The organism is Streptomyces sp. NPDC050121 (assembly GCF_044460385.1).
Taxonomy (GTDB): Bacteria; Actinomycetota; Actinomycetes; order Streptomycetales; family Streptomycetaceae; genus Streptomyces; species Streptomyces soliscabiei.
Genome location: NZ_JBITJV010000008.1, coordinates 96,003 through 116,954, shown reverse-complemented (window position 1 = coordinate 116,954; position 20,952 = coordinate 96,003). Strand labels below are relative to the sequence as shown.

The window sequence follows — 20,952 nt, the reverse complement described above, 5'->3', positions numbered from 1 at the left end:
CATGCGCAGCGCCCCGGCCGGCCGGGGAGGCGGACCGGCGGGTATGCGTCGGACCCCGGCCTGCGAATGCGGTGCTCCGGTCTATGGGTGTGGCCATCCGGCGGGTGCCGCCAGCTCTGTTTCCAGTGAGGCGAGGCGCGCGCGTATCGCCGCTGTCGGGCGGGCTGCCGCGAGCGCCCGCCACGCGTCGAGGTCGTCCTCGCCCCACGGCGCGTGCGCCCAGTCCGCCAGCAGATCGGGGTCACCGCAGGCGATCAGCGCGGCGCGCAGCCCCTCGGCGAGACGGTGCCGGAGCCGCACCACCGCCGGTGCCTGGGACGAAGGCAACGGCGGCCCGGTGTACGCCGTCACGGCCGCCGTGACGGCACCGGCAGCCAGCCGTCGTTCGACGACCGCCACGTCCGACTCGAACGGAACGGTGAGCCGGTAGGGGCGCGAGGCCAGCAGCCCGGGGCCCAACACCCCGCGCAGCCGGGCGAGTTCGGCGCGCAGCGTCACCGGTGTCACCGACTCGTCCTGGTACAGCGCGCACAACAACTCGTCGCCGCTCAGGCCCTCGGGGTGACGGGCCAGCAACACCAGGACCTCGCTGTGCCGACGGCTCAACCTGATGCTCCGGCCGCCGACGGCCAGACGCGCCTCATCCCGGCCCAGCACCGTCAGCCGCGGTGTCTCGGCGGCAGGCCGTGCGGGGGCGAGCAGCGCCAGATGGGCCTCGGCCGCCCGCGCGACCGCTTGCACGAAACCCAGGCTGTGCGGATGCGCCAGCCCGTTCCCGCCCGTGATGTCCACGGCACCCAGCACCCGCCCGGTCCACGGATCGTGTACTGGGGCGGCCGCGCACGTCCACGGCTGCACCCGCCGGATGAAGTGCTCGGCCGCGAACACCTGCACCGGCCGGTCCAGGGCGACCGCCGTGCCCGGTGCGTTCGTGCCGACCGCGCTCTCGGCCCAACGCGCACCCGGCACGAAGTTCATCCGCCCCGCGTGCCGCCGTGTCGCCTTGTGGCCCTCGACCCACAGCAGCCTGCCGTGGGCGTCGCACACCGCCAGCAGATGTTCTCCGTCGGCGGCGAACGTGCCCATCAGCTCGCGGAACAGCGGCATCACCCGCGCCAGCGGGTGCTCGGCCCGGTAGGCGCCGAGCTGACCGTCGGTCAGCTCCACACTCGCGGTGCCGTCGGGTCCCACGCCGGCCCGTGCGGAGCGCCGCCACGAGTCGGCCACGACGGCACGCACCGGTCGCGGCACGGTGCCCGCCTCGGTGAACGTCTCGTGCGCCCGTCGCAGGATCCGTACACGCTCGGCAGGGTCGGCCCCCGGCTCCAGGGCCACCCAGGGATCGGTCAAGTCGTCCTCCCGGAAGGGCATGCGGGGCGATACGGCTGGGAACATCGTCACGCCGAGTGCGCGGACCGACAACCGTTTGGACGTGGTCACCCGAAACCTGGGCGTCCGGTTCCGGTACCGGTCCGGTTCGCGTCAGGCAGTGTTGACGAGCCACACGTAGCGGCGCCAGTCCCAGTTCGGACCGGGATCGGTGTGATCGGTGCCTGGCACTTCCTGGTGGCCGATGATGTGCGCCCGGTCCTTCGGGATGCCGTGCCGGTCGCAGACCGATGACGTCAGCCGAGCGGACTGCTCGTAGAGCGTCTCGGTGAAGTATTCCGGTCGATCCACCCACCCTTCGTGTTCGATTCCGACGCTGCGTGTGTTGTAGTCGTAGTCGGTCTGTGTGACGTGGACGACGACGCGGTCCACGACGTGGGTGGCGGGGCGGTGCGACGCCGTGTAGTTGGACGCGGTCGCGGGCTGCCACTCGGCGAGCGGATAGTCGACGGTTCGAGGCTGCGCGCCCGCCCGCGCGTCGGGGAGCAGCGCGTACGGAACGGCCGCCAGGGCGGCGCCCTTCAGGATGCGTCGTCGTCCGGGCAGGGGCCTTGCTCGTTCCACGAGGTGTCGCCTTTCAAGGGGTGTCCGACGTGGGGAAAGCGGCACCGACGCACGTGTGGTTGGTGTCGCACACATTGGCCAACGGCGATTCGAGGCCTGGGTTGCGCACTGGTACGCGTCCAGCTCGGCGAACCCGTAGTCCCGCACCAGCCACGGGACCAGGCCGAGCTGGATATGCGGAACACGTCCTCCAGCGGCCGGGCCGAACCGGTCGAGATGAGGTGGGTGTCCGACTCGGTCGCTCATGCTGCACGGCTCCGTTCCGAGGGAGGTCAGGGCGGCGGCGAAGCGAACCCCCCTCGCATGCGTCGGTGCGTCAGCCGTCGCGGCTCGACGGCTGCGCCCGCACGGATCACGTTACGGCGCGGGTCGGGCCGGCAGACGGGCGTGCCGAAGTTCGGTGGACGACCGCGGCATTGTGGACAACTCGCTCACCCGAACGGGGAGTTCCGGCTCGAGCGGTTGGCGCGGTGCGGCCGCTCAGGCCCGCTCGGCCACCGCCGCCGGGTCGTCCATCACGGCCCGCACGACCGAGTGCGCGGCCCCGAGCAGCGGTCCCTCGGGACCGAGCCGCGAGACGGACACCGGGCAGGCGGGGCCCGCCGTACGGCGGGAGAGTTCGGTCTCGAGGGACGGCAGCAACCACGGTGCGAGCCCGGCCAGGGCGCCGCCGAGCACGACGCCTTCGGGGTCCAGCAGATTGAGCGCCCCGGTCAGAGCGATACCGAGGGCGGTTCCCGCCTCGCGCAGAGCGCGCCGTACATGCGGATCGCCGTCCGCGGCGCGGCCCGCGAGGAGGCCGACGCGGTCCTCGCCCGGTGCCAGCCCGGCGGCTCGCAGCACCGCCTCCTCACCGGCGTACTGCTCCAGACACCCGCGTCCGCCGCACCCGCACTGCGGCCCGTCGGGATGGACCGGCACATGGCCCAGCTCGCCCGCGAAGCCGCGGGTGCCGCGCAGCAGGCTGCCGTCCACGATCAGTGCGGCGCCGATGCCGATCTCGGCAGACACATGCAGGAAGTCCCCTGGGGTGTCCGTGCCGAGCCAGAGTTCGGCCAGCCCGCCGAAGTTGGCCTCGTTGTCCACGGTCAGCGGGAACTCCTCGGGCAGCAGCGCGCCGAGGTCGACGTCCTGCCAGTCGAGGTTCGGCGCGCGGACGACCGTACGGGCGTCGCGGGAGACCAGTCCGGGGACGGCCACGGCGAGTCCGGCCGGCCACAGCCCCTCGCGCTCCGCCTCGGCGACGACCTGGTGCACGAGCCCGGTCAGCTCCTCGACGACCGGCTCGGGGGAGCGGCTCCGGTTCGTGCCGTGCCGCACGGCGCGCGCCCGCACCTCGCCCCGCAGGTCGACGGCGCAGACCGCCAGGTGGTCCACGCCGATCTCGGCGCCCATCCCGGCCGGGCCGCGCCCGCTGACCGCCAGTGCCGAACCGGGCCGGCCCACCCGGCCGGGCCGCTCGGGGCCCAGCTCCTCGAGCAGACCGGTGCGTATGAGTTCGTCGACGAGGGTCGACACCGCTGCCCGGGTCAGGCCGATGCGCGAGGCGACCGCCGCCCGCGAGAGTGGTCCCTCGGCACTGACGGCGTGCATCACCCGGGCCAGGTTGCGGCGACGCATGCCCTGCTGGGTGTCGGGCAGCGCGCGCCCGGGGCCGGTCGGCCGGGTCTCGTGCAGCGGTGCTGTCATGCCTCCGTCGATTCGTCGATGCTCAGTGGGCGTCCGTACTCCGTTCGAGCAGCGGGGCCGCGTCGGAGAGTACCCCGGCGATCCTGGCCAGCGTCTTCTCGTCCCGCTCGACGGCGTCGAGCACTGGACCGCGCGTGGTGTTCCAGCGGCGGGCGACGGCGGCCGGGTCCTCCCCGGTCAGCAGGCCGGCCGCCTGTGCCGCGGCCCCCAGTGCGACGAGTTCCTTGGCCTCGGGCACCTGCACCGGCCGCCCGGACAGCCGACGCACGGTCTGCTGCCAGGCCCTGCCCCGGGCGCCGCCGCCGATCAGCAGCAGGGGGGCCGATCGGTCCGCGTCCTCGTCGAGGACCAGGTCGAGCGCGCCGAGCAGCGAGTGCACGGCGCCGTCGTAGGCCGCCTGCAGCAGCTGACCGGCGGTCGTGTCGTGGCGCAGTCCGTGCAGGAGACCCGAGGCGTTGGGCAGGTTCGGGGTGCGCTCGCCGTCCAGATAGGGCAGGAGCGTGACGTCCGCGGCGGGCTCCACGGCTTCCCGGTCCAGGCCCAGCAGGGCGGCGACGCGGTCGACGGCGAGCGTGCAGTTCAGGGTGCAGGCCAGCGGCAGCCAGTCGCCGTGGGCGTCGGCGAAGCCGGCCACGGTGCCGGTGGGGTCGGTGGGGCGGCGCTTGGCCACCGCGTACACCGTGCCCGACGTACCGAGGCTCAGTACGGGCGTGCCCGGCCGCAGCCCGAGACCCAGCGCCGCCGCGGCGTTGTCACCGGTGCCCGGCGCGACCAGCGTTCCCTTGGCGAAGGGCAGTTCGTGGCTGTCCCGCACGGTGCCCGCCACCTCCCCGGGCCGCACCACGCGGGGCAGCAGCGCGGGGTCGAGGCCGACATGCGCGAGGATCTCCGCGTCGTACGTCTCCGTCCCGGACGCCCACCAGCCGGTGCCGGAGACATCGCCGCGGTCGGTGGTGCCCTCGCCCGTGAGGCGCTCGGTGAGGTAGTCGTGGGGGAGGCGCACGGCCTTCGTCGCGCGCAGCGCCTCCGGCTCGTGCTCGGCCAGCCAGGCCCACTTCGTGACGGTGAACGACGCGGCCGGGACGGATCCGGTGCGCTCCGCCCAGAACTTCGCGCCGCCCAGTTCCTCGGTCAGCCGACGGGCCTGCGGAGCCGAACGCACGTCGTTCCACAGCAGCGCGGGGCGCACCGGCTCACCGCGCTCGTCCAGCGTGACGAGCCCGTGCTGCTGCCCGCCGATCGACACCGCGGCCGCCTCGCGCGCCGCGTCACCACACTGGTGCAACGCCTCGCGCAGGGCGTCCCACCACTGGCGCGGGTCGCTCTCACGGCCGGCCCCGGAGGACACCGTGTGCGGCGCCTGGCCGCTCGCGACGACCTCGCCGGTGGCCGCGTCGACGACCAGCGCCTTGGTGGACTGGGTGGACGTGTCCACGCCGACGACGAGCGGACCCTCGGCTGCTGACATCGGGTTCTCCCTCAAGTTTTTTCCGCGGCTCTGCGGGATCTGTCTTCCCAGAGATGCGTCCGCATACTAATTTGTAAACGGCCATGACGAAATAGTTCGCCACCGCCAGCACGACAGTCTTCAAGCAAGGAGCCGCGGCATGAGCTACCAGCCCACCCCCGATGACAGGTTCACCTTCGGCCTGTGGACCGTCGGCTGGCAGGGAAGGGACCCGTTCGGCGACGCCACACGACGCGCCCTGGACCCGGTCGAGACGGTGCAGCGCCTGGCCGAGCTGGGCGCCTACGGCGTCACCTTCCATGACGACGACCTGATCCCCTTCGGGTCCTCCGACAGCGAGCGCGAGGAGCACATCAAGCGCTTCCGCCAGGCCCTGGACACCACCGGCATGACGGTGCCGATGGCCACCACCAACCTCTTCACGCACCCCGTCTTCAAGGACGGCGCGTTCACCGCGAACGACCGTGACGTGCGCCGTTACGCCCTGCGCAAGACGATCCGCAACATCGACCTGGCCGTCGAGCTCGGCGCGAAGACCTATGTCGCCTGGGGCGGCCGTGAGGGCGCCGAGTCCGGTGCCGCCAAGGACGTGCGCGTGGCCCTCGACCGCATGAAGGAGGCCTTCGATCTGCTGGGCGAGTACGTCACCTCCCAGGGCTACGACCTGCGCTTCGCCATCGAGCCCAAGCCGAACGAGCCGCGCGGCGACATCCTCCTGCCCACCGTCGGCCACGCCCTGGCCTTCATCGAGCGCCTGGAGCGCCCGGAGCTGTACGGCGTCAACCCCGAGGTCGGCCACGAGCAGATGGCCGGGCTGAACTTCCCGCACGGCATCGCCCAGGCGCTGTGGGCGGGCAAGCTCTTCCACATCGACCTCAACGGCCAGTCCGGCATCAAGTACGACCAGGACCTGCGCTTCGGCGCCGGCGACCTGCGCTCCGCGTTCTGGCTGGTCGACCTGCTGGAGAGCGCCGGCTACGCGGGCCCGAAGCACTTCGACTTCAAGCCGCCGCGCACCGAGGACCTCGACGGTGTCTGGGCGTCGGCCGCGGGCTGCATGCGCAACTACCTGATCCTCAAGGAGCGTGCGGCCGCGTTCCGCAGCGACCCGGAGGTCCAGGAGGCCCTGCGCGCTTCCCGCCTCGACGAGCTGGCGCAGGCCACCGCGGCCGACGGCCTGCAGAGCCTGCTTGCCGACCGCACCGCGTTCGAGGACTTCGACCCCGCGGCCGCCGCCGCCCGCGGCATGGCCTTCGAGCAGCTCGACCAGCTCGCGATGGACCACCTGCTGGGTGCCCGCGGCTGAAGCCGCCGTTACGCGTGTGTGCGCCGATGAGGGTGCACACGCGCGTGCCGCCGAACGGTCGATGTTTCGAGCGGTCTCCGTACGGAGTACGCCGGAATGATGCGGTCCATGGCATGGATCCGTATCAACTTCCGTGCGGAGGTCGCGCCCCGAACGGGCCACCGCGACGCTGGACGGTATGGCCATGCCGCCCGTACCGCCCCAGCCGCCCGGACCGCCCGGTGGCACGCCGCCTCCGGGTGGCTTCGGACCACCCCGGTCCCACTTCGGACCCGATGACGGGACGGGAGGGGGCGGCTGGCCTCCGCCTCCGCCCCCGGAGCCGCCAGGAGGCTCGGGAGGCTCCGGAAGGCGCAGGAGCCCCCTCTTCGTCGTCCTCGCGCTTGTCGTCACCGCCGGAGCCGTCATCGCCGTCGTACTGATGGCCTCGGGAGGCGGCGGCTCACCGGACGACAAGCCGACCGCGGGGAGCAGCACCGGCGGTGGCTCCACTCCCGCCCCGTCCTTCAGCCTCCCGGTGGAGCTGCCGAGCGGCCTGCCGACCGAGCTGCCCTCACAGCTCCCCACCGACCTGCCGACCGCGATACCGAGTGACCTCGAGTCACTGCTGCCGTCCCTGGGCGAGCTGCTGCCCTAGTCTGCACGCGCGCGTGGGGCGCTCCACACGGCCACGCGCGCGTGCCCACGACATCGTCCGTCCCTCTCTCACATGCGCCGGGGCAGCCGCACGTAAGTCACCGTCGTCTCCATGCCGCTGTCGACGAGCCGGCCCTGAGCGTCGAACGCGCCGGCGCCGTCCGTCATCCCGAAGTCGTTGTCGTTGACGAGGGCCAGCGTGTCGTGGTCGACACGCGCGACGCCCTCGATCTTCCCGGGCACTCCGGCGACCCTGCCCAGATCGACCACCAGTCGCTTGGGCAGCACCGGGACCCCCGAGGCGGCGGGATCGTCGAGCTGTTCCAGCGACGGTGTGCTCGCCGCGTCGTCCCAGTGGCTGCCCAGGATGTCCGCCTCCCTGCCCAGCCGTACCAGCTGCAGTCGTGCGGCCTTGTCCGTACGCTCCTCCACCAGCAGCCGGTCGCCGCCCACGGCGACCACCGAGGAGATCTTGAGCTCGGAGGTGTCGTCCTCGCTCGGGTCGACCACGTCGACCGGGTCGAAGCGGTACGCGTACTCGGCGGTGACAGCCTTCTTCTTCGGCGAGAAACGCAGCAGACGCGCGGTCCGCGAGCCCTCTCCCGCTGCCGTGTCCGGCAACGACAGCGGGCTCTGCATCGCCAGCACGAGGTCGCCGCCCGGAAGTTGGGCGAGCCCCTCGAAGCCACGGTTGATCTTCCGGTGCAGCAGGACGGCGGGCAGCGCCTCCACGACCGGGTAGTCCGTGCCCGTCAGGTTCAGCCCCTGGGGAACGTAACGCGTCAACACCTTCCCGCGCGCGGAGACGTGCACCAGCGAGGGCCCGTACTCGTCGGCGAGCCAGAAACTCCCGTTCGCCCCCCGCACAAGGCCTTCCGTGTCCAGCCCGTTCGGGTTGTACGCCAGGGGTGTCAGCGCGTTGTAGGAGTACGGCGCCTCGTCGCGTCCCGCCTGGTTCGGCAGCCCCGTCACGGGCTTGCCCGACGACGTGGTGACCGGGATCGCCTGCACCACCTTCACCGTGTCTGCGGACACCCGGATCCGCACGATCGCCGGGTCGAACCCCGGCACGGGGAACGTGCGACGCTTGGTGCCGCTCACCTTGATCTGGCCGTTGGGCCCGCGGTCGGTGACCGTCCAGAACTCGCCCTTGCGGCCCGTCGGATACATGTCGCTGCCGATACCGCCGAGGTTCACGCCGCGGTCGTCGTCCACCGTTCCCGGCAGCAGCCCGTTGCTGAACGCCCCGAGCGGGATGTCGCCGAGCGTCGCGGTCCTGGTGACGTGCGCCTCGTGGGGGCCCCGGGTCGGTGTACCAGCGGCGGCGGGTCCGGCAGTGGCGAGCGCGGCCAGCACGGCGAGCGGTACGCCCGCGGCGACGGAACGATTGACGCGGCGTCGACCGGCGGTATGCGGGGACATCGGGCCTCCTGTGGGGCAGTGCGGCAACTGTCGGGGACAGCGGCCAGAGTTGGGGCGCGCTCCGAACGCCGCGCGACCTCCGGGTGTACACGGGGCGTCGGCCGCCCGTCAGACCGACGGCCCCGTGTCACGGAACGAACGCCCGTTCAGGAAAGCGCTTCCTCGCTATCGGGCCGGGCCATGGCGAGGGCCGTCGCCGGGTCATGTGCCCCGTCCCCGGTGGGCATCCAACGACCACCCTCCTTGCGATACGGCCACCAACGGCCGTCCCGCCCCAACCGCAGTTGGCAGCCCGCCCCGACGACCGTCCACCGGTTCCCCCGCGCGCGCAGCACCGGCCGCTCGTCCTCCTCCCAGGCCGCATCCAACGCGGCACGCGCGCGTGCGAGAGCCTCGCCCTCTACGGTCCACTCCTCCTCGAACACCGACAGTGCCGCCGCCCCTCCGTGACACCAGGCATGCGCGGCCGACGCCAGTTGCTCCCGGCTGCGCCCCGACCCGGCGGCGAGTCGGCCGACGGCGGCCGTGGCGGGAGGATCCGCTGCCTGAGCGCCATCGAGGACGTCTGCCGCGAGTCGTGCCGCGTCCTGGCCGACCGTCAGCTCGGCTGTGGGCGCACTCGGTCCGGAGCTCCCACGGAGCGCCTGAGCGAGCATCAGGTACGCCGTGGCGGCCGTCCCGGCGGCCAGGATCTCCAACGCCGCCGGCTCCACCCCGGGCGGGGCCGGCGCCTCCGTGTCCAAAGAGGGCGGAACACCTGGCCCCTCCGGGAGTTCGGGCGCAGCGGGCAGCGCAGGCAGGATGCCCCCGGCCGCATACGCCTCTGCCGCGTCCACCCCTTCGGCCCGGGGCGGCTCCGCTTCGGCCCGAGAAGCGGCGGTGCCGCGCGACTGAAGGGCGTCCAACAGGGTCCGTTCGGCGCGCCCCCGAAGCAGCAGCAGGACGAACGGATCCTGGTCGAGCAGCCGTGCCACCTGATAGCAGACCGCCGCCGTGTGACCGCAGTGGTCCCAGGCACCGCAGTCGCATTCCGCCTCCAGGTCGCCGAGCCCGGGCAGCAGGTCGATGCCGGCCGCCTCGGCGTCCTCGACAAGATGCGGCGGCATCTCGCGGTCGAGAAGTGCGGCGACGTGTCCGGCCCGCTCGACCGCCAGATCCAGGAAACGGTCCCACTGTGCCTCCGACAGCCTGTCGAGCAGCACATCGGCCCGGTGCGGTGTGCGATCGCGGTCCTCGACGACGGCCGTGATGCGTCCGGGCCGCACCGACACCGCGCCCACGGCGCCCGCGCGCGCGAGCCGACGGCCCGTCCTCACCTGCTCCCCGTCCAGTGCTCCGTCCTCCAACGCGGCCAGCCACGCCCGGCCCCACCACGTCTGCGCGAACCCCCTCCCGTGCGCGGGAGGCAACGCGGCAAAGGTCCGTTCCTCGACGCTGTCGTGCCGGTTCATCGCGTGCCCCCTCGCAGCTCGACCAGATCGGCCAGTTCGGCGTCCGTCAGTTCCGTGAGCGCCGCCTCGCCGGCCCCGAGAACGGCCTCAGCCAGGTCCCGTTTGCGGCGCAGCATGTCGGCGATGCGATCCTCGATCGTGCCCTCGGCGATCAGCCGGTGCACCTGTACGGGCCTGGTCTGGCCGATGCGGTACGCCCGGTCGGTGGCCTGTGCCTCGACGGCCGGGTTCCACCAGCGGTCGTAGTGCACCACGTGCTCCGCGCGCGTGAGGTTGAGGCCTGTGCCGGCCGCCCTGAGGGACAGCAGGAACACGGGTACCTCACCGTCCTGGAAGCGCCGGACCATGGCCTCGCGCTCGGCGACGGGGGTGCCGCCGTGCAGGAACTGCGTGGGCACGCCACGCGCTGCCAGATGCTGCTCCAGGAGACGTGCCAGGCGCACGTATTGTGTGAAGATCAGCACGCTCGCCCCCTCGGCAAGGAGGGTGTCGAGCAGTTCGTCCAGAAGTTCCAGCTTCCCGGAGCGCCCCGCGGTCGTCGGCTGTTCCTCCTTCAGGTACTGCGCCGGATGGTTGCAGATCTGTTTGAGGCCGGTCAGGAGTTTCACGATCAGCCCGCGTCGCGCCATGTCGCCGGCCTCGGCGATCGCCTCGAGCGTCTCGCGCACCACGGCCTCGTACAGGCCCGCCTGCTCCTTGGTGAGGGACACCGGGCGATCCGTCTCGGTCTTCGGCGGCAGTTCGGGGGCGATCCCCGGGTCAGACTTGCGCCGACGCAGCAGGAACGGCCCCACGAGCCGGGCCAGCCGCTCCGCCGCGGCCGGATCCCCGCCGCCCTCGACGGCTCGCGCGTACCGCGTGCGGAAGGAGCCGAGCCGGCCCAGCAGCCCCGGCGTCGTCCAGTCCAGGATCGCCCACAGCTCCGACAGGTTGTTCTCGACCGGGGTACCCGTGAGCGCCACGCGCGCGCGGGCGCCGATCGTGCGCAGCGCCCGCGCCGTCGCCGAGTACGGGTTCTTCACATGCTGGGCCTCGTCCGCCACCACCAGACCCCACGGCACCTCGCGGAGCCTGCCCGGATCCAGTCGCAGCGTGCCGTAGGTGGTGAGCACGAACTCCCCGTCGGCCAGGGCCTCCAGGTCACGACGCGGCCCGTGGAAGCGGCGCACCGCGGTGCCCGGCGCGAACCGCTCGATCTCCCGCTGCCAGTTGCCCATCAGGGATGTCGGGCAGACCACGAGGGTCGGACCTGCCGACGAGATGTCCGTCTGGCGGTGCAGGTGCAGGGCGATCAACGTGACGGTCTTGCCGAGCCCCATGTCGTCCGCGAGACAACAGCCCAGCCCGAGGGACGTGGTCCGGGCCAGCCAGTCCAAGCCGCGCCGCTGGTAGTCGCGCAGCGTGGCGTCGAGTGCGGCGGGCTGCTCCACCGGCTCCCGCTCCTGCGGCCGCGTCAGGCGCTCCCGCAGGGCCGCCAGCCACCCGGTGGGCTGCACGTCGACCCTGCGGCCGTCCACCTCCGCAGAGCCCGTCAGAGCGGCTCCCAGCGCGTCCACGGGGGTCATCTTGCGGTCCTGCTGGGCGCGGGCACGGCGCAGCTCTCGTGGGTCGATCAGGACCCACTGGTCGCGCAGCCGCACCAGGGGCCGGTTGGCCTCGGCCAGACGATCCAGCTCCAAGCGGGTCAACTGCTGGTCGCCCAACCCGAACCACCAGGTGAAGGTCAGGAGCGCGTCCGCGGACAGGAAGGACGGTGTGTCCGAGCCGGTGCGGTCCGGTTCCGTTGCCTCCTGCGGCGGCCCCACGACCGCGCGGGCGGTCAGCGTGCGGGCCAGCTCCCTCGGCCAGTGCACCTCGACTCCCGCGCCCGCGAGCGCCCGCGAGCCCTCGCCCAGCAGCTCGGTGACCTCCTCGTCCAGGAGGTCGACGGCGTCCGGCACGGTCGCCGACAGCAGTGGCGTGAGCGCGGGCCAGGCCCGGGCCGCACGGCGCAGGGCGAGCAGGGCGTCCATTCGCGCGCGCGGGCCGAACGCCCCGTGCGTGACGCCGTTGTCTCCCCAGATCTCGGAGGCGTCCGCGAGGAGCGCGGGATCGCTGACACTGTGCACCTGCGGGACGACCCGGAACCTGGGCCGTGCCGGGCTCGCCACAGAGTCGGCGATCTCGACGGCATTGGCCCCGGACATGTCGAGCTCCGACACGTCGTCGATGCCCGACACCTCGATCCGCAGCGAGATCCGCAGGCCGGCCTCGTGACCCGCGGCGACATCGCTCGCCCATGCGCGCAGCTCCGGGACGCGATGGGGCTGCTGTGCCGCGTAGGCAGGCCCGCCCGTCACGAGCGGCGCTGCCGGCGTGCGGGGCAGGGTGTCCGCGACGGCGTCCAAGAACGCACGTAGGAGCCGTTCGGGGGAGGGGAGTCGCAGGGGCGGTGCCTCGTTCACCGGCAGGGCATGCGCCTCCGGTGGCATCGAGGCGGCCAGTCGGCGCACCTGCTCGATGTCCTCCGGGCCCAGCGGGCCGACCCGCCAGGCGTCGTGGTCTTCCTGGGACAGGCCGGGCAACAGCAGTCCACGGGCCACACAGCGCAGGGCCAGCAGGGCGGCCGCACCCCAGAAGGCGGTGGCGCGGTGCGCGTCCGGGGTGACGCGCGCGTGGGCGAGGGCGGGCAGGGCGTCCCGTACCGGCAGCAGCACGGCAGGCACGCGTACGAGTGCCACACCGGTGCCGGCAGGCCTGACGACGGTCAGATCCTGTGCGGCCCTCGACGCGACGACGGGCGGTGCGTCACCGTCGGGGAGCCAGAAGGCGACACTGCCGGTACGGGCCGGAGTGCCGGGCACGAACAGGGCGCAGCAACGGGCCAGTTCGGAGATCTCGGACGAAGCTTGCACGGGAACCCTCTGCACGGCGATGAGCTTGCTCCTCAAATTTGACTACCGGGGGTCGGCGGTCGCCGAGGGTACAGCACTTCGGCAAGAAACGCGCGCCGACTTGGGACCGAGGGACCCTGTCGTCCACGCACTCGGGGCGAGCTGGTTCTCAGGGGCGTCTCGGGGTGTAGCTCAGGGAGGTCTCAGGGTCGATTCCGGAACCGCGGGCGGCGCGGACCCGTTTTCATGGCATAGAGCGGCAGTGGCCGCGAAGGAGGCGACATAGATGTCGAGGAACGCGAAGATCGCCGCAGGAGGTGTGGCGGCTGGGCTCCTCCTGCTGATCTGGCTGCCCTGGTGGGCGGCCCTGCTGATCGTGCTGGGAGTTCCGGCGGCGGCCTACCTCACGCTGGATCCCTCACAGCGGCGCAGGCTGCGCCGTGTCACACGCAAGGAGCTCGGCCGGTGAGTGACGGGGGCCGCACCGCGGTCCCCGTCTTCCGGCGCAGGCGAGCCGCCGGGGCTCTCAGGCGTCGCGCGACCCAAAGGACCTGTACCGCTGAAACAGCTCAGAGGGGCCGCACGGCCATCTTGTCGAGCGCTTCCAAAAGCCCGGGCAGTTCGGGGCCGCGGCCGACCGGCAGCACCTCGCCGGGCTGTTCGTCGAGCAGGACGAAGGCGATGTCGTCGGTCCTGGCCACCAGCGACCAGCCGGGGCCGTCGGCGCGCAGGGTGCGCGCATCACCGGGAGCGAACGAAGAACGCACGCGGCCGAGTGGAGGCGGGGTGTCCACGTAGGCACGCACCTCGGCCAGGACACGTCGGACACCGCTGGGCCTCTGCGGTGCCCCCTTCCCGGCCTCGTCGGACCCGTTGGCCGCGTCGGCTTCGCCGGACCTGCCGGACTCGGCGACCTCGACGACTTCGTCGGAGCGGTCTCCCTCCCCGATGCCTGAACCCGTTCCGGTGGCCGCCCGCGCAGGCGCGAACTCCGTGTCGTCGATCTGCTCGCGCCACAGGGCCCACTGCAGCGCGATCTCGTCGGCTCCGAGCCGTCGCTGGGCAGGGCCCCAGGTGGTCGTGTCCGGAGGACACAGCGCAGGGCTGTCCGCGACCTCGGGGCCGGGATCGTGCGGCGCGGGCACGCCCGGAGCCGCGACGGCGACCGCCAGCGGCCAGCCGGGCAGCGCGGCGACGACCGTCCGCTCGTCCGGCGACAGGTCGTACTCCATGCCGCAGTCCCACGACGCGATGGCGACGGCCACCAGCGACACGTCGTCGATGACGACAGTCCATCGCGCGCCCTCGCCGTCCTGGCCCAGCACCAGGCCGTACCCGTCGGCGAGCGGCGGGAGGCCGAGCGCCGCACAGGCCTCCGGGTAGTCGTCGCCCAGCGCGCTCGGGAACTTCGCCGGCGTCAGCAGCACCGCCGTGAGCACATAGAGCGCCTCGTCCGCGGCGGCGACGGCGTCCTCGTCCGTCCCGGCCATCCCAGCCTCCCCATCGGTTCGTCCAACGGCGCGCACCCTAGTGGTGCGGGAAGGCGCTTGTCACGGCTGCCCGACACACCCGGAGCTGCAGGTTTCCGACCGGACGGGGCGAATCGACCACCGCCGGCCGTTGAATGCATCACGCCGACGGCAGTCCGAGGAGTTCACGGGCCACGGTCTCGGGCGACTTGTCGTGCTCTCGCGCGAGAGCGATCACGGCGCGACAGGCCAGTTCGTTGATCCCGAAGGACAGCGCCTCCGGCGACACCCAGCCCGCCGCCTCGTCGAGCCTGTCCTGATCGTCCTGCGCGCAGGCCGAGACGTACGCGGCGGCGGCCTCGAACAGATTGGGCGTGCGCTTCCCGCCGGTGCCCGATGCCCCGTCCGGACGTCCCTCCCCGTCCGGACGCGACCGCGTGCGCGGCGCGCCGAGGAAACTGCCGTAGGCCTTGCGGATCCTGTCGAACATGTCGACCACCTTCCCCCTGCGTGAATGCCGCAACTGATCGTTCATGTCCTGCTGCTCAACCTGGAGTTGAAGCCCCGGCGGCAGAAGAGGGCCGGACCGGGGGGCGTCACGAGGCTCCGCTGCACTGCTCGGACCGAGGGGGAACGATACACAAGGCCGAGTTCGACGGTGTGGGCAGCCACGTTCGCGGGACCGTCGTGTTCGACCACCCCGACGCGTTCGTACGGGCGGGCGCCGAGGGAGCGTGAGCCCTCAGGGCTCGCGGACGGCCAGGGCCAGGAAACGGTCGTCCTCGTCGACGTACGACGTCATGCGCCACCCCGAACCGGCCAGCAGCGGGCGGAGGTTGGGCTTCGCGCGCAGGTCCTCCGGGGTGATCTGCCGGCCCTGCCGGGCCGCGAGCGCCGCTCTGCCGATCGGGTGGAACAACGCCAGCGTGCCGCCGGGGCGCACCACCCGCGCCAACTCCCGCAGGTTCTCGGCCGGGCGGGGCAGATGGGCGATGAGGCCCGCCCCGAACACGGCGTCCAGCGAGCCGGACCGCAGGGGAAGCGCGGCGACGTCGGCCAGCACCAGGTGCCCGTCACGGTCGCGTCCTGCCCGTACGGCGGCCTCCAGCATGGCCGGAGTCAGATCGGCCCCGATGACCACTCCCGAAAGCCCCACGGCCGCACGCAGGGGCGTCAGGGCCCTTCCGGTGCCGCAGCCGGCGTCCAGCACGCGGTCCCCCTCGCGCAGACCGAGGTCTCCGATCGCCGCCGTGTAGGCGGGGCCGTCGTCGGGGAACCGGCGGTCCCAGTCCGTGGCGCGGGCCGTGAAGAACTCCTGAACGTGCGTGTGGTCGTCGCTCATGCTCCGCATGATCCCTCACCGACACGGACGACGCCTCGGCGCACATGTTCGAGCGTGACCCGATCGATCCGGCGCATTTCCGCGTCATATTCCAACACCTTTCGAAATGCGCCCCCTTTGTGCTCCTGTGCCCCGGCTAGCGTCCCGTGGCCATGGGACACCTGGACCACGCCGCCTTCGGCTGGCTTACCCCCGTGCTGTCGTACGTGATGGCCTGTATCGGCGCCGCCCTCGGGCTGCGCTGCACCGTGCGCGCCCTCGGCGCCACTGGACGCTCGCGCAGGAACTGGCTGATCACCGCGGCCTCGGCGATCGGCTCAGGCATCTGGACCATGCACTTCGTGGCCATGCTCGGCTTCGGCGTCAGCGGCACCGACATCCGCTACGACGTTCCCCTGACCGTGCTCAGCCTCCTCGTCGCCATGGTCGTCGTCTGCGTCGGCGTCTTCGCCGTCGGCTACAGCCGCGACCGCACGCGCGCGTTGCTGATCGGCGGACTGACCACGGGCCTGGGGGTGGCGAGCATGCACTACCTGGGGATGGCCGCGGTCCGGCTGCACGGCGATGTGACCTACGATCCGGTGCGCGTCGGACTCTCCGTCCTGATCGCCGTCGTCGCGGCCACCGCGGCCCTCTGGGCGGCTCTCAACATCAAGTCGCCGATCGCGGTCACCGTCGCCTCCCTCGTCATGGGCGCGGCCGTGAGCAGCATGCACTACACGGCGATGTTCGCGGTGAGCGTCCACGTCACGCCCTCCGGGGAGGCACTGCCCGGGGCCACGGCGATGCAGTTCATCTTCCCCCTCGCCGTCGGCCTCGGGTCCTACCTCTTCCTGACCTCGGCCTTCGTCGCGCTGTCGCCCACCACAGGGGAGCGCGAGGCGTCCGCCACGGCACAACAACCGCTGGAGAACCTGCCCGGCCGACAGCAGGCCCGGCCCGTCTGACGCGACCGGCAGGAAACGCCCCCGACCCACTTCCGAGCGAGGAGGCCATGCGTACACCCCGTAGGACCCCCACGGCAGGCGCCGACGCGCCGCCCCCCACGCGTGGGCGCCGCGCCCACGCCGGACCCCCCGCCGAGGAGGGGCCGGACGAGCGGACGGACCCACTGGCGGGCGCGATACCCCCGCGCGCGGAACGCTGGCGGATCCGGCCGCGCACCGTGCGCGCCAAGATCGTCTGTCTGCTGATGGTGCCGGTCGTCTCTCTGCTGGCCCTGTGGGCGTACGCCACCGTCAGCACCGCCCAGAACGTAGCGGGACTGCGCCAATCGCAGCGCGTGGACTCCGAGGTGCGCGCCCCCGTCGCGGCAGCGGTGGCCGCCCTGCAGGCCGAGCGCGCGGCCGCCGTACGGTATGCGACCGCCCCCGCCCCCGGTCGGACCGGTGACCTCAAGGCGCTCGCGGGACGCACGGACCGCGCGGTGGCCAAACTGCGGCTCGGCGACGACAGCACCGTCGCCGACGGCCAGGAACTGCCCAAGGGAGTGGCCCAGCGGCTCGAGGCGTTCGTCTCCAGGACCGAGGGACTCCCCTCGGTACGGACCGCCGTGCTCGACGGCAGAACCGGCTGGGAGGAGACGTACGGCCGGTACACGGGCACGATCTCCGCGGCCTTCTCGGTCGGTGGCGCGCTCTCCGGCATCCAGGACGCCGAACTCGGCTCCGACGCGCGCGTGCTGCTCGAGTTCTCCCGCGCGGGCGAGGCCCTGTCCCAGGAGGACGTCGTGCTCGCAGGAGCCCGCCGGGCCGGGCGCCTCGACGGACAGCGCCTGCGACTGTTCACCGGTGCCGTCGCCACACGCCGCACCCTGACGGAATCGGCCGTCGCGGACCTGCGCGGCCCCGAACGCACCGCCTGGCAGCGCCTCGCCGCCGGCAGCGCCTACGCCGCCCTGGCCGCCGCGGAGGACAAGGTGCTCGCCGAAGGGCCCGGAGCGAAAGCGATCACGGCTGCTCCGGCAACCACCTGGGACCAGGCCCACGCGCGCGTGCAGAGCGGGATGCGGACCATCGAGGCGGACGCCGGACGCGGTGTCGCCGACCGCGCCGACCCCTTCACCCGCGGTCTGCTCACCGCCGCCGGCGCCGCGGTCCTGCTCGGACTCGCCGCCGTCGTCGCCTCACTCGTCATCTCCGTGCGCATCGGCCGCGGACTCGTCGTCGAACTGGTCAGCCTGCGCAACAGCGCCCTGGAGATCGCCCGGCGCAAACTCCCCGAGGCCATGCGGAAACTGCGCGCCGGGGAGGAGATCGACGTCCGCGCAGAGGCCCCGCCCGGGCCTCCCTCCGAGGACGAGACGGGTCAGGTCGCCGAGGCTCTGAGCACCGTGCACCGCGCCGCGCTGCGCGCCGCCGTGGAGCGCGCCGAACTCGCCAGCGGCATCTCCGGCGTGTTCGTCAACCTCGCCCGCCGCAGCCAGGTCCTCGTGCACCGCCAGTTGAGCCTCCTGGACAGCATGGAGCGCCGCTCCGACGACCCGAACGAGCTGAGCGACCTCTTCCGGCTGGACCACCTCACCACCCGTATGCGACGCCACGCGGAGAGCCTGATCATCCTGTCCGGGGCGGCGCCGGGCCGGGCCTGGCGCATGCCGGTGTCCCTCACCAACGTGGTCCGCGCCGCCCTCTCCGAGGTCGAGGACTACGCGCGCGTGGAGGTACGGCAGCTCCCGGAGGCGGCCGTCATCGGCACCGCGGTCGCCGACCTCACCCACCTGCTCGCCGAACTCGTCGAGAACGCCGCCCAGTTCTCGCCCCCGCACACGCGCGTGCGCGTCACCGGCGAACCCGTGGGCAACGGATACGCCGTCGAGGTCGAGGACCGGGGCCTGGGCATGGGCAAGGAGACCCTCACCGACGCCAACCGGCGCATCGCGCAGTCCGAGGCTCTCGACCTCTTCGACAGCGACCGGCTGGGCCTGTTCGTGGTCAGCAGGCTCGCCGCCCGTCACGGCATCAAGGTGCACCTGCGCACCTCCCCCTACGGTGGGACCACAGCGGTCGTCCTGCTGCCGACGGCCCTGCTGCACAGCGGCAAGCCTGAACGTTCCGCCCGTGAGGTCGCGCAGGCGCAACAGTCCGCGGAACGCGAGCACGCGCGCGTGCCCGAAGCCGACCGCGATGCCTCCAGCCATCATGCCTCGGACCTTCACGCCTATGACCGTCGTGCCACGGACCGCCATCCGGAGGCCGTACCCGCGGCCGCCGACCGCCCCGCGCTGGTGGCCCCCTTACGGGCCGCCGCGCCGGCGGCAGCCGAACCCCCGCCTCCCGGAGTCACGACCTTGCGCCTGCACCGCTCCCCGGACGACTCCGAAGGCTCGGACGACCTCCCGCGCCGGGTGCGGCAGGCCCATCTCGCCCCGCAACTGCGCCGCCCGTTGTCCGAGGAACCGGCCAGGGCGCCCGACCCGCGCGGCGACGAAGGGCGCACCCCCGAACTCGTACGGGACCGAATGGCGGCGTACCGGGCCGGCTGGGCCCGGGGCGGCGGCAGGCAACCCGGCCGCGCGGCCACCCCGGAGCCCGCACCGGGCAGCGACAGCAGTGAAGGAGACCCCGCATGATCCAGGACCCGAGTACGAGGTCGGCCCAGCGGTCCGGCGAACTCGACTGGCTGCTGGACGACTTGGTGATGCGCGTGAGCGAGGTACGACACGCCGTGGTGTTGTCCAACGACGGCCTCGCCGTCGGCGCCTCGACCGACCTCAGACGTGAGGACGCCGAACACCTCGCCGCCGTCGCCTCCGGCTTCCACAGTCTCGCCAAGGGCGCGGGCCGGCACTTCGGCGCCGGCGGCGTGCGCCAGACCATGGTGGAGATGGACGACGGCTTCCTCTTCGTGGCCGCCGCGGGCGACGGATCCTGCCTCGCCGTCCTCACCGCGGTGAGCGCCGACATCGGCCTGGTCGCCTACGAGATGGCGAGGCTGGTCAAGCGGGTCGGAGAGCACCTCTACACGCCGCCACGCCTCGGCGCGCGGCCGCCCGCCGCCGGCTGAGGCGAGAGAGCGACCCGCGCAGATGACCGACGACATGACCGGCGCCCCACGCGAGCTGGGCAGCCAGTGGTACGACAACGAGGCCGGTCCGCTCGTCCGCCCGTACGCCATGACGGGCGGACGCACGAAACCGGGCCCCACCGGAGTGCGCTTCGACCTGATAGCCCTGGTCACCCTGGACCCGGGCGCGCCCGGTGCGGACGGCATGGCGCTCGGGCCTGAGCACCGCACCCTCCTCGACCTCTGCCGTACGGAGACCCAGTCCGTCGCGGAACTCGCGGCCGGCGCGGATCTTCCCGTCGGCGTGGTCAGGGTGCTCCTCGGAGACCTGCTGGAACTCGGTTGTGTCACCGTCAGCCGTCCCGTCCCGCCCGCCCAGCTGCCCGACGAGCGGATCCTGCGCGAGGTGATCGAGGGGCTGCGAGCGCTGTAGAAGAACGCTCAACCCCACCCGGACGGAAAAAGCCCCCAGTTGTCATGCTGCCGGCTTCGCACACACGCCGAAGTCGTACTCTCCCGAGAGAAGTGATCCATGGTCTCCGAGCACTCCGACGCCACAGGTGGCGAGACGGCCCCCCTGGCGTTGAAGATTCTGGTCGCCGGCGGGTTCGGCGTGGGCAAGACCACCATGGTGGGCGCGGTCAGTGAGATCAAGCCGCTGCGCACCGAGGAACTGCTCAGCGAAGCAGGGCAGTTGGTGGACGACACCGACGGCGTGGACCAGAAGGTCACGACGACCGTGGCCATGGACTTCGGCCGGATCACCATCCGTTCCGGTCTCTCCCTCTACCTGTTCGGAACGCCGGGTCAGGACCGCTTCTGGTTCCTGTGGGACGAACTGTCGCAGGGCGCTCTCGGTGCGGTGGTCCTGGCCGACACCCGGCGCCTGGAGGACTGCTTTCCCGCGGTCGACTACTTCGAGCACCGGCACATTCCCTTCGTCGTCGCCGTCAACTGCTTCGCCGGCACGCGGACCTACGGCGCCCAGGACGTCTCGCGCGCCCTCGACCTCGACGGAGGAACCCCCGTCGTCCTGTGCGACGCCCGTGACCGCGATTCGGGGAAGGAGGTGCTGATCCGGCTGGTGGAGTATGCCGGGCGGATGCACACGGCGCGGCTGCTCGACTCGGTGGGCTGACCAACCAGACCGGCGCTACGTGCGGGCTGCCGTCCGCCCGCACGGTCCACAGTTCTCCGGTGCGGTTCCGTGGGCGACGAAGGGCTGCCATTCCTCATCGGTCATCTTCTGTGCCACGCCGCCATCCTCCTTGCTCCGGCGGCCGACCCTGGGGAAGGGTGGCGGGCAGATTCTCCGGCGAGGCGGAGGATCACATGGGG

General features: G+C 72.5%; 18 protein-coding genes and 2 pseudogenes. 8 read left to right on the top strand and 12 right to left on the bottom strand.

Translation table 11 applies throughout. The features are described from left to right. Positions 1 to 81: 81 nt before the first annotated feature. The 5 genes and pseudogenes from ACIBTS_RS14700 to xylB form a co-directional block, all read right to left on the bottom strand. A complete protein-coding gene (locus tag ACIBTS_RS14700) occupies positions 82 to 1,350 on the bottom strand; it encodes a GAF domain-containing protein (RefSeq protein ID WP_399319439.1) in 1,269 nt (422 codons plus the stop codon). 132 nt (positions 1,351 to 1,482) lie between these two features. After that, positions 1,483 to 1,953, bottom strand: a complete 471-nt coding sequence (locus ACIBTS_RS14695) for an N-acetylmuramoyl-L-alanine amidase (RefSeq protein ID WP_399319437.1) — start codon at positions 1,951 to 1,953, stop codon at positions 1,483 to 1,485. Positions 1,954 to 1,966: 13 nt separating this feature from the next. Further along, positions 1,967 to 2,189 (bottom strand): annotated as a pseudogene (locus ACIBTS_RS14690) (acetamidase); the annotation flags it as partial. A gap of 244 nt (positions 2,190 to 2,433) precedes the next feature. After that, positions 2,434 to 3,642 (bottom strand): ROK family protein, encoded by a 1,209-nt coding sequence (locus tag ACIBTS_RS14685; RefSeq protein ID WP_399319435.1) that lies wholly within the window; start codon positions 3,640 to 3,642, stop codon positions 2,434 to 2,436. Between the two features lie 22 nt (positions 3,643 to 3,664). Then, entirely contained in the window at positions 3,665 to 5,110 is a 1,446-nt protein-coding gene (gene xylB, locus ACIBTS_RS14680; RefSeq protein ID WP_319673071.1) for a xylulokinase, read from the bottom strand. A 139-nt stretch (positions 5,111 to 5,249) separates the two neighbouring features. Between xylB and xylA the strand changes: the two genes are divergently transcribed. Both xylA and ACIBTS_RS14670 read left to right on the top strand, forming a co-directional pair. Continuing rightward, entirely contained in the window at positions 5,250 to 6,416 is a 1,167-nt protein-coding gene (gene xylA, locus ACIBTS_RS14675) for a xylose isomerase (RefSeq protein WP_319345704.1), read from the top strand. A 421-nt stretch (positions 6,417 to 6,837) separates the two neighbouring features. Further along, positions 6,838 to 7,053 carry a hypothetical protein gene (locus ACIBTS_RS14670; protein ID WP_399319434.1) on the top strand — a complete coding sequence of 72 codons (216 nt, stop codon included), beginning with the start codon at positions 6,838 to 6,840 and terminating at the stop codon, positions 7,051 to 7,053. 68 nt (positions 7,054 to 7,121) lie between these two features. Here ACIBTS_RS14670 and ACIBTS_RS14665 read toward each other — a convergent pair whose 3' ends face one another. The 3 genes from ACIBTS_RS14665 to ACIBTS_RS14655 form a co-directional block, all read right to left on the bottom strand. Then, complete coding sequence (locus ACIBTS_RS14665) at positions 7,122 to 8,474, bottom strand: esterase-like activity of phytase family protein (RefSeq protein WP_399319432.1); 1,353 nt, start codon at positions 8,472 to 8,474, stop codon at positions 7,122 to 7,124. A 146-nt stretch (positions 8,475 to 8,620) separates the two neighbouring features. Then, complete coding sequence (locus ACIBTS_RS14660; RefSeq protein ID WP_399319430.1) at positions 8,621 to 9,925, bottom strand: SWF or SNF family helicase; 1,305 nt, start codon at positions 9,923 to 9,925, stop codon at positions 8,621 to 8,623. Beyond that, positions 9,922 to 12,819 carry a DEAD/DEAH box helicase gene (locus tag ACIBTS_RS14655; RefSeq protein ID WP_399319429.1) on the bottom strand — a complete coding sequence of 966 codons (2,898 nt, stop codon included), beginning with the start codon at positions 12,817 to 12,819 and terminating at the stop codon, positions 9,922 to 9,924. Before ACIBTS_RS14655 ends, ACIBTS_RS14660 begins: the two co-directional genes overlap by 4 nt. Positions 12,820 to 13,084: 265 nt before the next feature. Here ACIBTS_RS14655 and ACIBTS_RS14650 point away from each other — a divergent pair, with 265 nt between their 5' ends. Continuing rightward, positions 13,085 to 13,267: a hypothetical protein gene (locus ACIBTS_RS14650; RefSeq protein WP_079664086.1), complete on the top strand. Its 183-nt coding sequence runs from the start codon at positions 13,085 to 13,087 to the stop codon at positions 13,265 to 13,267. Between the two features lie 100 nt (positions 13,268 to 13,367). Here ACIBTS_RS14650 and ACIBTS_RS14645 read toward each other — a convergent pair whose 3' ends face one another. From ACIBTS_RS14645 to ACIBTS_RS14635, 3 genes are all read right to left on the bottom strand, one after another. Next, on the bottom strand, positions 13,368 to 14,288 hold the full coding sequence (locus ACIBTS_RS14645) for a hypothetical protein (RefSeq protein ID WP_399319428.1): 921 nt from the start codon (positions 14,286 to 14,288) through the stop codon (positions 13,368 to 13,370). Positions 14,289 to 14,427: 139 nt separating this feature from the next. After that, entirely contained in the window at positions 14,428 to 14,757 is a 330-nt protein-coding gene (locus tag ACIBTS_RS14640) for a hypothetical protein (protein ID WP_399319426.1), read from the bottom strand. Between the two features lie 252 nt (positions 14,758 to 15,009). Beyond that, positions 15,010 to 15,609, bottom strand: coding sequence for a class I SAM-dependent methyltransferase (locus ACIBTS_RS14635; protein ID WP_399319424.1), 600 nt, complete (start codon positions 15,607 to 15,609; stop codon positions 15,010 to 15,012). A gap of 152 nt (positions 15,610 to 15,761) precedes the next feature. On the opposite strand from ACIBTS_RS14635, the gene ACIBTS_RS14630 reads away from it, so the two are divergent. The 5 genes from ACIBTS_RS14630 to ACIBTS_RS14610 all read left to right on the top strand — a co-directional run bounded on the left by ACIBTS_RS14630 (position 15,762) and on the right by ACIBTS_RS14610 (position 20,752). Beyond that, positions 15,762 to 16,556: an MHYT domain-containing protein gene (locus ACIBTS_RS14630; RefSeq protein ID WP_079664089.1), complete on the top strand. Its 795-nt coding sequence runs from the start codon at positions 15,762 to 15,764 to the stop codon at positions 16,554 to 16,556. A gap of 47 nt (positions 16,557 to 16,603) precedes the next feature. Then, positions 16,604 to 19,180 (top strand): nitrate- and nitrite sensing domain-containing protein, encoded by a 2,577-nt coding sequence (locus ACIBTS_RS14625; protein WP_399319422.1) that lies wholly within the window; start codon positions 16,604 to 16,606, stop codon positions 19,178 to 19,180. Next, the gene (locus ACIBTS_RS14620) at positions 19,177 to 19,614 is read left to right on the top strand and encodes a roadblock/LC7 domain-containing protein (RefSeq protein WP_319673062.1); all 438 of its coding nucleotides are present in this window, start codon (positions 19,177 to 19,179) and stop codon (positions 19,612 to 19,614) included. Before ACIBTS_RS14625 ends, ACIBTS_RS14620 begins: the two co-directional genes overlap by 4 nt. Positions 19,615 to 19,636: 22 nt before the next feature. Continuing rightward, a complete protein-coding gene (locus ACIBTS_RS14615) occupies positions 19,637 to 20,047 on the top strand; it encodes a DUF742 domain-containing protein (protein ID WP_319673061.1) in 411 nt (136 codons plus the stop codon). Positions 20,048 to 20,146: 99 nt separating this feature from the next. Next, positions 20,147 to 20,752 carry an ATP/GTP-binding protein gene (locus ACIBTS_RS14610; RefSeq protein WP_319673060.1) on the top strand — a complete coding sequence of 202 codons (606 nt, stop codon included), beginning with the start codon at positions 20,147 to 20,149 and terminating at the stop codon, positions 20,750 to 20,752. On the opposite strand, the pseudogene ACIBTS_RS14605 reads toward ACIBTS_RS14610, so the two are convergent. Further along, a pseudogene (locus ACIBTS_RS14605) lies at positions 20,751 to 20,869 on the bottom strand (PPOX class F420-dependent enzyme); the annotation flags it as partial. The gene ACIBTS_RS14610 and the pseudogene ACIBTS_RS14605 sit on opposite strands and share 2 nt — an antisense overlap. Positions 20,870 to 20,952 lie beyond the last annotated feature (83 nt).

Bases quoted from the DNA above. Each gene is read 5' to 3' on its own strand.
- ACIBTS_RS14685 (WP_399319435.1), bottom strand. From the start codon at position 3,642: ATGACAGCACCGCTGCACGAGACCCGGCCGACCGGCCCCGGGCGCGCG.
- xylB (WP_319673071.1), bottom strand. From the start codon at position 5,110: ATGTCAGCAGCCGAGGGTCCGCTCGTCGTCGGCGTGGACACGTCCACC.
- xylA (WP_319345704.1), top strand. From the start codon at position 5,250: ATGAGCTACCAGCCCACCCCCGATGACAGGTTCACCTTCGGCCTGTGG.
- ACIBTS_RS14670 (WP_399319434.1), top strand. From the start codon at position 6,838: ATGGCCTCGGGAGGCGGCGGCTCACCGGACGACAAGCCGACCGCGGGG.
- ACIBTS_RS14665 (WP_399319432.1), bottom strand. From the start codon at position 8,474: ATGTCCCCGCATACCGCCGGTCGACGCCGCGTCAATCGTTCCGTCGCC.
- ACIBTS_RS14660 (WP_399319430.1), bottom strand. From the start codon at position 9,925: ATGAACCGGCACGACAGCGTCGAGGAACGGACCTTTGCCGCGTTGCCT.
- ACIBTS_RS14650 (WP_079664086.1), top strand. From the start codon at position 13,085: ATGTCGAGGAACGCGAAGATCGCCGCAGGAGGTGTGGCGGCTGGGCTC.
- ACIBTS_RS14645 (WP_399319428.1), bottom strand. From the start codon at position 14,288: ATGGCCGGGACGGACGAGGACGCCGTCGCCGCCGCGGACGAGGCGCTC.
- ACIBTS_RS14640 (WP_399319426.1), bottom strand. From the start codon at position 14,757: ATGTTCGACAGGATCCGCAAGGCCTACGGCAGTTTCCTCGGCGCGCCG.
- ACIBTS_RS14635 (WP_399319424.1), bottom strand. From the start codon at position 15,609: ATGAGCGACGACCACACGCACGTTCAGGAGTTCTTCACGGCCCGCGCC.
- ACIBTS_RS14630 (WP_079664089.1), top strand. From the start codon at position 15,762: ATGGGACACCTGGACCACGCCGCCTTCGGCTGGCTTACCCCCGTGCTG.
- ACIBTS_RS14625 (WP_399319422.1), top strand. From the start codon at position 16,604: ATGCGTACACCCCGTAGGACCCCCACGGCAGGCGCCGACGCGCCGCCC.
- ACIBTS_RS14620 (WP_319673062.1), top strand. From the start codon at position 19,177: ATGATCCAGGACCCGAGTACGAGGTCGGCCCAGCGGTCCGGCGAACTC.
- ACIBTS_RS14615 (WP_319673061.1), top strand. From the start codon at position 19,637: ATGACCGACGACATGACCGGCGCCCCACGCGAGCTGGGCAGCCAGTGG.
- ACIBTS_RS14610 (WP_319673060.1), top strand. From the start codon at position 20,147: ATGGTCTCCGAGCACTCCGACGCCACAGGTGGCGAGACGGCCCCCCTG.